Origin of the sequence: Arthrobacter sp. YN (assembly GCF_002224285.1) — a bacterium.
Lineage (GTDB): Bacteria > Actinomycetota > Actinomycetes > Actinomycetales > Micrococcaceae > Arthrobacter.
This window is the reverse complement of sequence record NZ_CP022436.1, coordinates 1,156,725-1,169,237: the sequence shown is the minus strand read 5'-3', so window position 1 is coordinate 1,169,237 and position 12,513 is coordinate 1,156,725. Positions and strand designations below refer to the sequence as shown.

The window sequence follows — 12,513 nt, the reverse complement described above, 5'->3', positions numbered from 1 at the left end:
TGCGCCTCATGCCTGGCCGGCCACCACTGCGAGCGCCTCTTCCACGGTGTCCACCAGGAAGATCTTCTCCTCCATGGGTTTTCCCGCGGCGAGGCTCTGCAGCATGGGCCAGGCCGGGAGTGTCCGTTCCCAGTGTTCACGTCCCACCAGCACCATGGGACTGATGGTTTCGGGTGCTCCGTAGTAGTTCTCGCAGGCGTCCTGGAAGATCTCCTGCACCGTTCCTGCGGCGCCCGGAAGGAAGACGATCCCGCCGGTGCACAGCTCCAACAGGATGGCTTCCCTGACGGCATTGGCAAAGTATTTGGCAACGTGCGTGGCGAATAAATTGGGAGGCTCGTGGCCGTAGAACCAGGTGGGAATCCCCAGGGTCGGCGTGCCTTCTGGATGACGTTCGACGACGGCGGCTGCTTGCCGCGCCCAAGCCGTCACCGAGGGTCTGAACCCCGGCACTCCGGCGAGGGTTTCCAGCGCGGCCGCAGCATCGGCGTCGGACGTTCCGCTCAAGTAGGCACCCAGGTTGGCTGCCTCCATGGCCCCGGGTCCCCCGCCTGTGGCGACAGCAAATCCTGATTGGGCGAGCAGCCGGCCCAGCCGTGCGGCGTCGGCGAAGTCGCTGGTGCCGCGCTGGGCGGCGTGTCCACCCATGACACCCACTACCTGGGTCCCGGAAAGTGCTCCGTGGTCCAGGAGTTCGTCCAGGGCATCGCCGATTGCGTGGTCGTGCAGGGCCGCGGCCAGGGTGGCGTCCAGGCTTCCCCTCCGCCCGGGGAGGATGCTCCACTGGTAGACCCGGGCGTCGAGGGTTGACTCGTACTCAGTGGAGGAGATGTCCTGGTAGAGCTCCTCTGCCGTGTACAGGCTGTTCCGGTAGGGGTCGAACGGTACGCCGTGAAGCTTGGGAAAGATCAGCGCTCCACGGCGTCGCAGATTCTCTTCCACGCCGTCGTCGAAGGTGCATCCCAGGAAGATCGCGCCTTGGGCCTCCAGGGACTTAAGCTCCCGTGCATGGCCACGCAGGTCCAGCGACTGCGCGTGCCAGCCATTCATGGACCCGGCTCCTGCGGTCACCAGATGGTGGAACTGGACCACGCTTTCTATGTCGAGTGTCCGCGGGCTCGGGTTCAGGGCTCCGATGCGATTCATGGTTTCAGCGTAGTATCGCCGGGCTGTGACGCGGGCGTTTGCGCACCGGGCTGCTGTCCAGTGCATCATGAAACATGAAGAGTTCAGAAGTTGCCCGTCCGCGTATCGGTGTTCCGATCCGTCTCAGCAGTTCGGACACCCCCGATGCCCGGGTGGGCGAAGCCAATCAACTTTTCACCTATATCGTGGACCTGTTGCGCGAGGCCGGTGCGCAGCCGGTGCTGCTGACGCCGGTTTCGGCAGACAGCGCCGGCCGCTTGGCTGCCGAAATGCAGATGCTCGACGGCGTGCTGCTGCCGGGAGGCGGCGACATCGATCCCCGCTTGTACGGCCAGGATCCCGAAGATTCGCTGTACGACGTGAACCGTGAGCAGGACCATTTGGACGTGGATGTTGCCCGGGCAACCATCGACGCCGGTCTGCCACTGCTGGGTGTCTGCCGCGGCCACCAGTTGTTGAACGTGTTGTACGGCGGAACGCTGATTCAGGACATGGTCCCTACCTCGGTAACGCACAGTGGCCTGGATCCACACGATCCCGCGGCCAGTGAGTGGGCTTGGCATGACGTTCGCCTCACGGCCGGTTCCAAGGCGGCGGCACTCTATGGAGCTCCCGGGGGGACCACCATCAAGATTGCCTCCGGGCACCACCAGGCTGTGGACAGGGTGGGCGAGGGCCTGGTGGTCACGGCCATCGCCGACGACGGCACGGTGGAGGCCTTGGAGGATCCCACCCGGTGGGTAGCCTCCGTGCAGTGGCATCCCGAGGCGTCCCTCATTCCCGATGCGGAGCGGTTGCTGCCCTTCAAGAAGTTCGTGGACGTTTGCCGGCACTCTATTCACGCTCCCGCAGTTGGGCTACAGTAACTCTCACTGCATCGCTTTCAGTTTCGTCGGAAGTTCAGCCAGTACCAACTTCATTCATAGACGTCCAGGGGGCGTCGTAAGTTTGCCGGCTGGGGGGCCCAACATCTGCTCAAAGGAGCATGGTTGTGGACCGTCCAAAACACGCCAGTCGTCCTCTCAATCCGATCAGCCGCCCTTCTTTAACCAAACGCCTTCTGGGCCTTCTCCTGGGGCCCGCGTTGGTCATGGGCGGGTTCGCCCTCACCACCGCAGCTCCCGCCGCTGCTGCTGAACCGCCGTGCGCGGGCACGGGCGGCGCCATGCAGATCGTGGCGCACACCGATGATGACCTGCTCTTCCTCAGCCCGGACTTCATGCGCGATATTCAGGCGAAGCGTTGCGTTCAAACAGTGTTCGCCACCGCCGGCGAGGCCGGCGAAGGCGCCACCTACTGGCGCAGCCTCGAATCAGGGATCCAGGCAAGCTACGCCAAGATGGCCGGAGTCTCCAACAGTTGGACTACCTCCGACGCCGGCGTCCCAGGACGCCCGCTGACCCTGCGGACCCTCAACGGTGCCCCCAACGTCTCCGTGGTGTACATGCGGCTGCCGGACGGCTTTCCCAATGGCTTGGGCAGCGCCGCGTACAACAGCCAGAGCATCCTCAAACTCTGGGACGGCCGGCTGTCCTCCATCCGCCCGGTGGACAACGCTGCAACCTTCACCAAGTCCCAGTTCCAGTCAGCGTTGAACCGCCTCGTGGCAAACTTCCAGCCCACCACTTTCCGCACCCAGGACTGGACCGGGAACTTCACCAGCCCCTACGACCACAGCGACCACTGGGCCACCGCAAAATTTGCCCAGCTTGCCACCCGCAGCTACACCGGACCTCACACGTCCATGGCCTACGATGCCTATGTCATTGATGAATACGCCCAGAACGTGACCGGGGCTGAGCTCACCGCCAAGGTGGACACGTTTGTACGGTTCGCTGATTTCGACATGTACGTCTGCAGCAGTCCCGGCGAGGGCTGCCCGGACTCCCCTTATGACGAGTGGCTGAAACGGCAATACATTACGGCCATCGAGTGGGTGGGCAACGCTGCCAAATCCGCAGGTACCACCGTCACTGCGTCGTCGCAGAAGGCTGCAGCGCAAAGCCCGGAAAAGGTCCGCGACGGGTACCACTGGGGAACCCCGATGGATGCCACCCGGGAATGGGTCTCCGCCGGGGAAAAGGCCGGCAGCTGGGTCCAATACAACTTCACCCCCACCCGGACCATCAATGCGGTCACCCTGTCCGACCGCCCCCTCCTGACGGATCAGATCACCGGCGGCAACTTGCAGTTCTCGGATGGAAGCACTGTGGCGGTCCCGTCCCTGCCCAATAACGGATCGGGCCTCACCATCAAGTTTCCTGCCAAGACAGTGAGCTCGGTACGGCTCAACATCACCTCAGTCAGTGCCGGCACCACCAACGCCGGGCTGGCCGAATTTGAGGCCTACCTTGGCACCGACAACGTGGCCCCCGTCGTCACCGCGGCGCCCCCGGGTGGAACCTACGCGGTGGGCCAGGCCATCACCCTCACCGCCAATGAAACATCCACCATTTACTACACCACCAACGGAAGCACCCCGACGACGGCCAGCAGCAAGTACACCGCTCCGCTGACGTTGAGCGGCCCGCTGACCCTGAAGTACTTCGCCGTGGACAGCGCGAACAACTCCTCCGCCGTGGTCACGCAGACCTACTCCACCGGCCCGGATGTCATCAAGCCCGTGGTGACCGCCAACCCGGTGGGTGGCCAGTACGCTCCGGGCACCACCATCACACTGACCGCGAACGAGCCCGCCGATATCCGGTACACCACCGACGGGACCGATCCACTGACGGCCGGGCTCCCCTACACCACGGCGATTCCCTTCAACGGTCCCGGTCCCATGACGTTGAAGTACTTCGCCAGGGATACCGCGGGCAACGTCTCTGAGGTGGCCACCCAGACGTACACCGTGCCACCGGACACCGCGGCCCCCACCGTGACGGCCAACCCCACCAGCCGTGCCTTGGCCAGTGGAGCCACCATCGCGCTGTCCGCCAACGAGCCTGCCGCCATCTACTACACCACCAACGGCAGTACGCCCACGGCCACGGAGTCACCCACCAACATCAAATACAACGCTGCCAATCCGATCGTCATGGGCAGCTCCACCTTGGTGCTCAAGTACATCGGAGTAGACACCGCCGGCAACACCTCGGCCGTGGGCACCCAGACCTACACCGTGCCCGCAGCCGGACCGCCATCGGCCCATGACTACAACGGTGACGGCAGGGCGGACGTACTGGCCGCCGATACCGCCGGGAACTTGTATCTGTACCCCGGCAACGGATCCGGCGGGCTGGACCCACGGAAGATCGCACTGGCCGCACCTGCCTGGTCCACCATCACGGACACCGTCACCCCCGGCGACTTCAACAAGGACGGCAAACCCGACCTCCTGGCAAGGGCGGGTGACATCCTCTGGTTCTACCCCGGCGACGGGGCAGGCAGCTTCGGGGCACGTACCCAGGTCAGCACGGGCTGGAGCACCATGACGCAGCTCTTCTCCCCCGGCGACTTCAGCGGCGATGGCATCCCCGATTTCATCGGCCGTCGAAGCAACGGCGAGCTCCGGATGTACGAAGGAAACGGCACCGGAGGACAGCGGACTCCCTACACGGTGGGCTGGGGCTGGGACGTCATGAGCGCCATCTTCAGCACCGGCGATTTCAACGGCGACGGCAAGGGAGATGTACTGGCGCGCCGTACCGACACAGGCGCATTATGGCTGTATCCGGGCAATGGTTCCGGGGGCTGGCTGCAATGGACGCAGATCGGGACAGGCTGGGGAACCCGCACTGCGGTGGCCGGGCCGCGGGACCTTGACGGCGACGGCCGGAACGACGTCGTGGGCCGCATCGGAGACACCTTGTGGCTGTATCCCGGATCGGGAGGCGGAACGTTCAGCAACGTACCGCCGATCAGCCTCGGCACCGGCTGGCAGGCCATGAAAGTCATCGCCTAGCCGGCCCCATGAACCTGGCGCGGGTCGGAGTTTTCCCCCAGACTCTTCGGCCCGCGTCAGCCATGTCCAGGTCGTGGAAAGACCACCGCTTAAAGAAAGACCACCGCTTAAAGTACGACGACGGCCCGGTACCTTCCGTGGGGAAGGCGCCGGGCCGTCGTCGTACTTCAGGTGCCTTACGGCAGCAATGCTAGAGCGTTGCGAAAACTTCGCGCAGCAGCTTGGCGGTCTCGGACGGCGTCTTGCCGACCTTCACGCCGGCAGCTTCGAGAGCTTCCTTCTTGGCCTGTGCGGTGCCAGCGGAGCCGGACACGATGGCGCCTGCGTGGCCCATGGTCTTGCCCTCGGGAGCCGTGAAGCCGGCAACGTAGCCCACAACCGGCTTGGTGACGTTGGCCTTGATGAAGTCGGCTGCGCGCTCTTCAGCGTCGCCACCGATTTCGCCGATCATGACGATTGCCTTGGTCTCGGGGTCAGCTTCGAACGCAGCCAGGGCGTCGATGTGCGTGGTGCCGATGACGGGGTCGCCACCGATGCCGATCGCGGTGGAGAAGCCGAGGTCGCGGAGTTCATACATCATCTGGTAGGTCAAGGTACCGGACTTGGACACGAGGCCGATGGGGCCCTTGCCCGTGATGTTCGCCGGGGTGATGCCAACCAGGGCTTCGCCCGGGGTGATGATGCCGGGGCAGTTCGGCCCGATGATGCGGGTGATCTGCTTGCCGTCGGCGTCAACCTTGGACTGGGCCAGTGCCCAGAATTCGGCGGAGTCCTGAACCGGAACGCCTTCGGTGATGACCACAACGAGGCCGATGCCGGCTTCGATGGCTTCAACAACGGCGTCCTTGGTGAATGCCGGCGGGACGAAGACGATGGAGACGTCTGCGCCGGTTTCAGCGATGGCTTCCTTGACGGTGCCGAAGACGTTGATTTCCTTGTCGCCGTGCAGGACCGTGGTGCCGGCCTTGCGGGCGTTGACGCCACCAACAATGTTGGTGCCGGCCTTGAGCATCAGGGCGGTGTGCTTGGTGCCCTCGCCGCCGGTGATGCCCTGAACGATGACCTTGGAGTCTTTGTTGAGGTAGATAGACATTGTCGCGTCCCTTTACTTAGCTGCGTTGGCGAGCTCGGCAGCCTTGTCGGCGCCCTCGTCCATGGTGGCGGCCAGGGTAACCAGCGGGTGGTTGGCCTCGGTCAGGATGCGGCGGCCTTCCTCAACGTTGTTGCCGTCGAGGCGGACTACCAGCGGCTTGTTCGCGGAGGAACCAAGCTCAGCAAGTGCACCCACGATGCCCTTTGCCACGGCGTCACACGCAGTGATGCCACCGAAGACGTTCACGAACACGCTCTTGACCTGGGAATCGCCAAGGATGACGTCCAGACCGTTGGCCATGACCTCGGCGGAAGCTCCACCGCCGATGTCCAGGAAGTTGGCGGGCTTGACGTTGCCGTGGTTCTCGCCTGCGTAAGCGACGACGTCGAGGGTGGACATCACAAGACCGGCGCCGTTGCCGATGATGCCTACTTCGCCGTCCAGCTTGACGTAGTTGAGGTCCTGCGCCTTGGCCTTGGCCTCGAGCGGGTCAGCTGCGTCCTTGTCTTCCAGCGTGGCGTGGTGCACGTGGCGGAAGTCAGCGTTCTCGTCCAGGGAGACCTTGCCGTCGAGGGCAACGATCTCGCCTGCGCCGGTGCGGACCAGCGGGTTGACCTCAACCAGGGTTGCGTCTTCCTTCTTGAAGACGTCCCACAGCTTCAGAATGACGTCGGCCACTTTGCCGCGCAGTTCTTCAGCGAAACCTGCAGCTGCGACGATCTCGTCAGCCTTTGCCTGGTCGATGCCCACAGCGGGGTCGATGGCGATCTTGGCCAGGGCCTCGGGGCGCTCGACAGCAAGCTGCTCGATCTCCATGCCGCCTTCTACGGAGCACATGGCCAGGTAGTTGCGGTTGGCGCGGTCCAGGAGGACCGAGAAGTAGAACTCTTCGGCGATGTCGGCGCCCTGGGCGATCATCACCTTGTTGACGGTGTGGCCCTTGATGTCCATGCCCAGGATGTTGGTGGAGTGCTCAAGCGCCTCTTCGGCAGTCTTGGCAACCTTGACGCCGCCAGCCTTGCCGCGGCCACCAACCTTAACCTGTGCCTTGACGACAGTTACGCCGCCGATCTTCTCGGCAGCTGCCTTTGCTTCTTCAGGAGTGTGCGCCACGATGCCGGCGAGCACGGGTACACCGTGCGCTTCGAACATATCGCGCGCCTGATATTCAAACAGGTCCACGGTTTAGTGTCCTTCTACGTCGAAGTAGTTTTCTATTCAGCCGGGAACCGCGATGACCGCGATAGCCAGCTGCGGAAAGTACGCGGTAACAACCAGGATTGAAGCCGGTCACATTGCGTAAGGTCCTCTCGGAACTTTAGCCCTATGAGGAGTCCCGCCAGCTACACACTACCTGTTAAGTGAGTAACCTTACACTTCTATCGCCTGTAGAAAAACCGCAGAATGACGCGGTTTTTGGGCCGTTCGCCGGCCGTCCGTCCGGCATCAGTCCGCCTGTTTCAGGTTCCCCGTGACTGTTTTGCCGCCGTCGGAAATCAACTGGTACCCCTCGGGAGTGACGAAGAATGCCACACCACCGGAGACGTTTCCGCAGGCAACACCGCCGTTATAGGCCGAGCAGCGCAAACCGTTGCGCTCAACGTTCTGCCCATCGGCCAACTCCCGCAGCTTGGAGATGGGCCCGTTGCGGCTGCCTTTGGGCCCAAACTCCGACTCCATTTGTGTTACGCCGGAACGACATGAGCCGTAGACGGCTTTGTCCGGCGAGAGGAGGACCGTGCCGCCGAGGTAGCCCAGTCCCGTTCCGGCGCAGTCGTCGGCGATGTCGGTCAGGTCCGGCTTGGCATACTTCGCCAGTTCGCAATGAGCCACCGGGACGACGGCGAACTTGTTGTTGGCTGCGTCCGAGTAGGAATTGGCCTCGTAGGGCAGGTTCAGGTGCCCACCCCTGGAAGATGTCAGGGCGCACACGATGGTTCGGTCCTTGGTGACGAAGGCGGTGACATCCTCGCCCGCTGCCAGGGTGGTCTGCTCGGTAACGGGAACCCGTTGCAACTGTTCGAGGGGCGCCAACGGGGCCGGAGGAACGTAGTCCGGATCCTCGGTGGCGAAGGAGCACCCTGTGGTCAAGACCAAGAGCGCGGCAGCAAGAATCCCCAGAACAGTCCGTCGCATGCCACCAATTATGCCGGTTGCCTCACACCGGGCTGCTTCGCCGGCGCCTGAGGCTGTTGATGGCCGTCAGGGCAGCGCCCGCAGCCAGCAGACCCACGGCAGCCCACAGCGTGGCGTTCAGGCGTCCGGACTCCAAGCCGGTCGCCGCGAGTTCAACGCCGGTAAGGTCAGCGTTGGTAAGTTCAGCGCCCGACGCCGGGACCACCGCTCCTGCCGGAGTCACCGCCGCAGGCGGTGCTGGAACTGCTGGCGGCGGGTTCTCCGCGGGTGGCCGGGTAGCCAGGACCGTCACGGTTGTCCAGAAAATGCGCTGCGTCAGCTGATCAGAGTCGCGGACCCACACAGCAATACTAAAACTGCCAACGCGGGTGGGTATCCCCGTGAGGAATCCGTTCGTATCCACCTCCAAACCCTCAGGCCAGGGATCGCTCGACGACAGACCACCGGCAAAATGCCTCCGCGTGGAATAGCCATAAACGTAGGGGGCCACTCCCCCGGTGGCTTGCGCGATCTTGGCGGAATAGGGCTCACCCAACACAGCCGGCGGAACGTCAAAACCAGTGGTCTGCATTCCCAAGGCATGGACGATGATGCTGGACGTCCTGTCCGAGGAACCGAAACGGTCTTGGACACGGAGGATAAATCCATAGGTACCCGCAGCGGTCGGCACTCCGGAAACCGATGCTTCGCCGAGCTCAAGGCCCGGGGAAGTTGCCCCGAGACCAATGAGATCCGGGCGTGCTCACGGTCTACCCCGGAGTACTGAAGGAACTCGTCGTAGTGCCACCCCACCACACCGTCGTCGAACGTGCCCATGCCCGGCAGAAGCTCGGCATCCGACACGTAGACGCTCGGCGGGTAGTAGCTTTTGACGTCGATGTTTATCTGTTCAGTCAGTGTTTGTTGAGGATCCGATGAGTCTGAAACAGTGACCGACGGCGATGGGCTGTACAGCTCTGTAGGTGTTCCTGTGAAGCTCAGGGTCGCGGAGTCGAAAACCAAACCTGCCGGGACATCGGTCGCCACAACGGTGTACGGGGCGGTCCCGCCGTCAACCTGGAGCTGAGCCTCAAACGGTTTGCCCACGAAAGCGAGGTCCTCGCTGATCTTGACCGACAACGGGGCTGATGCCTCGATGACGGCCTTTTCGACGGTGGGTGCCTGGGCTTCTGCAGGGCTGACGGTTGGTGACGGGGTCGCCGGTGAAGCGTCGGGGGTTGAGGGGCTCGCGCTGGCTGTCGGCGTCGGACTGGCCGTCGGGCTCGCTGTGGGGCTGGGAGTGGCGCTGCCGGTCGCCGTCGGACTGGCGGTTACTGCCGGCTCGCTGGACGACGCTGACGGCTCCGCATCGGCTGTCCCAGGCGGAGCGAACTGGAGCGCCATGGCGATCACCACGGCCCCAACCAGCAGCAGCCTCGCGGCCTTAGCCAATAATCGACGTTCCCCAACAAAAGCGCCCACGCGCGTCCTCCCCCACAGGAATACAACCATTTTGGCGTTGCAAGGTGGGGCAGCAAACAGACGTCGGCCCCAGTGCAACGCCCGGTCAGTCTAGGCCGGGAAGGAGATCAGGACAATAGCAGCGGAGGCCGGATGCCGGCAAAGATCAAGCATCCAGTTTGGTCAGCGGCGCGTACCGCAACAGCAGGCGCTTCTCGCCGACGTCGAACTTCACCTTGGCCACTGTCTTATCGCCAGCGCCTTCGACACCCAACACTACGCCATTGCCGAAGCTCGTGTGGTTGACCTTGTCACCCACCACCACGGAAATGACTTCCTTCTGCGGCTGCACCCTGTTGCGTGCGACGGCGGCAGGAACGTCGGCGTCGAACCCTGCAGTGGGGCTGGCGGCAGCACCGCGTGAGGTGCCCGCTCCCCAGAACGAACCGCCATAGCGATTGGAACCGATGGGGGCGCTGCCCCAACCGCCCGCCTGGCGGCTCATGCCTTCGCGCTTCCACTCCACCAGTTCGGAGGGTATTTCTTCGAGGAACTGGCTGGCAGGGTTGTACTGGCTTTGGCCCCACATGCTGCGGACTTCGGACCGTGTGACATAGAGCCGCTTGCGGGCGCGGGTGAGGCCCACGTAGGCGAGCCTGCGTTCTTCCGCAAGTTCCTTGGGGTCTGTGGCTGAGCGCTGGTGCGGGAAGATCCCGTGCTCCATGCCGGTCAGGAAGACCACCGGAAACTCAAGTCCCTTGGCGGTGTGCAGGGTCATGAGCGTGACTACGCCCATGCGCTTTGCCTCAGCCACGGCGGCGTCGATGTCAGCGCCGGGCGCATCAGGAATCTGGTCGGCGTCCGCTACCAGGGAGACCTGTTCCAGGAACTCCCCCAAGGAACCTTCCGGGTTGTCGCGCTCGTACTCACGGACCACGGCCACCAGTTCGGCGAGGTTTTCCACTCGGGACTCATCCTGCGGATCGGTGCTTGCCCGCAACCCGGCGAGGTACCCGGTCTGCTCCAGGACAGCTTCCAGTGCGGCAGCGGCACCGGAACCTGACGCGACCTCGGCCAGATCATCCATCAGCTTCACGAAGCCGAGGACCAGGTTGACCGAACGGCTGGCCATTCCGGGCGCTTGGTCAGCACGGCGGGCGGCAGCCATGAAGGAGGACCGCTCGCGTTCTGCCAAGGCAGCTACGGCGCCTTCGGCCCGATCACCGATTCCCCGCTTGGGTTCATTGAGGATACGGCGCAGGTTGACGTCGTCATCCGGGTTCACCAGGACGCGAAGGTAGGCCAAGGCATCCTTGATTTCCTTGCGCTCATAGAAGCGGGTGCCGCCCACGACTTTGTACGGCAAGCCGACGCGGACCAACACATCTTCGATGGAACGGGACTGGGCATTGGTGCGGTAGAAAATGGCGACATCGCCCGGGCGCAGGCCTTCCTCGTCCTGCAGGCGGTCGATTTCCTTGGCGATGAACTGGGCTTCATCGTGCTCGTTCTCGCCCACATAGCCAACGATTTTCTCGCCATCGCCCTCGGCGGTCCACAAGCGCTTTTCCTGGCGGTTGGGGTTGCGGGAGATCACCGAGTTGGCGGCGCTGAGGATGTTCTGGGTGGAGCGGTAGTTCTGCTCAAGCTTGATGGTGCGGGCGTTGGGGTAGTCGGCCTCGAACTCCACGATGTTGCGGATGTCCGCGCCGCGGAACGCGTAAATGGACTGATCGGAGTCGCCCACCACAGTCAGTTCGCTGGGTTGGACGTTGCTGTCCGTTCCCACTCCCACGATTTCCCGGACCAAGGCGTACTGCGCGTGGTTGGTGTCCTGGTACTCATCCACCAGGACATGCCGGAAGCGGCGCCGATAGGACTCTGCGAGCGCGGGAAAGGCCCGGAACATGTAGACGGTCTCGGCAATGAGGTCGTCGAAGTCCATGGCGTTGGCTTGGCGGAGGCGCTGCGTGTAGCCCTTGAAGACCTCGGCGACCGCGGTGTCGAAGGGGTCGTTGTAATTCGCGGTGGAGGCATACGAATCAGCGTCGATCAGCTCGTTTTTGAGCGCCGAGATCTTGTGCTGGATGGCCTTGGGCGCGAACTTCTTGGGATCGAGATCCAGGTTCTTGGCTACCAGGGTGATCAGGCGCAGGGAGTCCGCGGAGTCGTAGATGGAGAAGTTCGAATTCAGGCCCACCGTGGTGGCTTCCCTGCGCAGGATGCGGACACAGGAGGAGTGGAACGTGGAGATCCACATGGCTTTGGCCCGGCCGCCAACCAAGGCTTCGATGCGTTCCCGCATTTCCGCTGCCGCTTTGTTGGTGAAGGTGATGGCCAGGATTTCCCCGTGGTGGGCTCGCTTCGTGGCGATCAGGTAGGCGATCCTGTTACTGAGGACACGGGTTTTGCCGGATCCCGCACCGGCCACGATCAGCAAGGGGCTGCCGGCGTGTTTGACGGCTTCTTCCTGCTGCGGGTTCAGCCCCTGCAGGAGTGCATCGGCAGACGGAAGTCCCGACCCACCAGTGTTGCCCCATCCTCCCGATGCCGGCCCCTCAGCAGTGTCCGACGACCCACTGCTGCCCCCTTGGAGGCGGGCGCCGGCAGCGCCTCCCCCCGGGTGGGAAAGCTCCGGGGCAGCCTTGACTGCGGCTTTGGTGCCTGCTTTGAAGGGTCCGTCTGCGTAGGGGTCAAACAACATATCCATGGTGCCTACCAGTCTAGGCGGTGGCCCCGACACAATAAGGCGCCGGGTCGTCGGCCCCCGCCCATCGACGCTTCAAACGCC

Annotated in this window: 9 protein-coding genes and 1 pseudogene; 3 read left to right on the top strand and 7 right to left on the bottom strand. The window is 63.6% G+C overall.

Translation table 11 applies throughout. The features are described from left to right. Positions 1-6: 6 nt before the first annotated feature. Entirely contained in the window at positions 7-1,146 is a 1,140-nt protein-coding gene (locus CGK93_RS05420; protein ID WP_157731615.1) for an LOG family protein, read from the bottom strand. 74 nt (positions 1,147-1,220) lie between these two features. Between CGK93_RS05420 and CGK93_RS05415 the strand changes: the two genes are divergently transcribed. Together CGK93_RS05415 and CGK93_RS05410 are read left to right on the top strand one after the other, a co-directional pair. Further along, the gene (locus CGK93_RS05415) at positions 1,221-2,012 is read left to right on the top strand and encodes a gamma-glutamyl-gamma-aminobutyrate hydrolase family protein (RefSeq protein WP_089593938.1); all 792 of its coding nucleotides are present in this window, start codon (positions 1,221-1,223) and stop codon (positions 2,010-2,012) included. 119 nt (positions 2,013-2,131) lie between these two features. Continuing rightward, the gene (locus CGK93_RS05410) at positions 2,132-5,053 is read left to right on the top strand and encodes a chitobiase/beta-hexosaminidase C-terminal domain-containing protein (protein WP_089593937.1); all 2,922 of its coding nucleotides are present in this window, start codon (positions 2,132-2,134) and stop codon (positions 5,051-5,053) included. A 190-nt stretch (positions 5,054-5,243) separates the two neighbouring features. Here the strand turns inward: CGK93_RS05410 and sucD are convergent, their stop codons facing one another. From sucD to CGK93_RS24555, 5 genes and pseudogenes are all read right to left on the bottom strand, one after another. Then, positions 5,244-6,146 (bottom strand): succinate--CoA ligase subunit alpha, encoded by a 903-nt coding sequence (sucD, locus tag CGK93_RS05405; protein ID WP_089593936.1) that lies wholly within the window; start codon positions 6,144-6,146, stop codon positions 5,244-5,246. A 12-nt stretch (positions 6,147-6,158) separates the two neighbouring features. Further along, entirely contained in the window at positions 6,159-7,328 is a 1,170-nt protein-coding gene (sucC, locus tag CGK93_RS05400; protein ID WP_089593935.1) for an ADP-forming succinate--CoA ligase subunit beta, read from the bottom strand. A gap of 264 nt (positions 7,329-7,592) precedes the next feature. Beyond that, entirely contained in the window at positions 7,593-8,282 is a 690-nt protein-coding gene (locus tag CGK93_RS05395; RefSeq protein ID WP_089593934.1) for a hypothetical protein, read from the bottom strand. Between the two features lie 22 nt (positions 8,283-8,304). Next, positions 8,305-8,952 carry a hypothetical protein gene (locus tag CGK93_RS05390; RefSeq protein WP_089593933.1) on the bottom strand — a complete coding sequence of 216 codons (648 nt, stop codon included), beginning with the start codon at positions 8,950-8,952 and terminating at the stop codon, positions 8,305-8,307. Between the two features lie 284 nt (positions 8,953-9,236). Then, positions 9,237-9,368 (bottom strand): annotated as a pseudogene (locus tag CGK93_RS24555) (putative Ig domain-containing protein); the annotation flags it as partial. 22 nt (positions 9,369-9,390) lie between these two features. Here CGK93_RS24555 and CGK93_RS05385 point away from each other — a divergent pair. Then, positions 9,391-9,837 (top strand): hypothetical protein, encoded by a 447-nt coding sequence (locus CGK93_RS05385; RefSeq protein ID WP_157731613.1) that lies wholly within the window; start codon positions 9,391-9,393, stop codon positions 9,835-9,837. A 51-nt stretch (positions 9,838-9,888) separates the two neighbouring features. Here the strand turns inward: CGK93_RS05385 and pcrA are convergent, their stop codons facing one another. Further along, a complete protein-coding gene (gene pcrA / locus CGK93_RS05380; protein ID WP_089593931.1) occupies positions 9,889-12,432 on the bottom strand; it encodes a DNA helicase PcrA in 2,544 nt (847 codons plus the stop codon). Positions 12,433-12,513: the final 81 nt, after the last annotated feature.

Coding starts and splice junctions, on each gene's coding strand:
- pcrA (WP_089593931.1), bottom strand. CDS start 12,432: ATGGATATGTTGTTTGACCCCTACGCAGACGGACCCTTCAAAGCAGGC.
- sucD (WP_089593936.1), bottom strand. CDS start 6,146: ATGTCTATCTACCTCAACAAAGACTCCAAGGTCATCGTTCAGGGCATC.
- CGK93_RS05420 (WP_157731615.1), bottom strand. CDS start 1,146: ATGAATCGCATCGGAGCCCTGAACCCGAGCCCGCGGACACTCGACATA.
- CGK93_RS05415 (WP_089593938.1), top strand. CDS start 1,221: ATGAAGAGTTCAGAAGTTGCCCGTCCGCGTATCGGTGTTCCGATCCGT.
- CGK93_RS05410 (WP_089593937.1), top strand. CDS start 2,132: ATGGTTGTGGACCGTCCAAAACACGCCAGTCGTCCTCTCAATCCGATC.
- CGK93_RS05395 (WP_089593934.1), bottom strand. CDS start 8,282: ATGCGACGGACTGTTCTGGGGATTCTTGCTGCCGCGCTCTTGGTCTTG.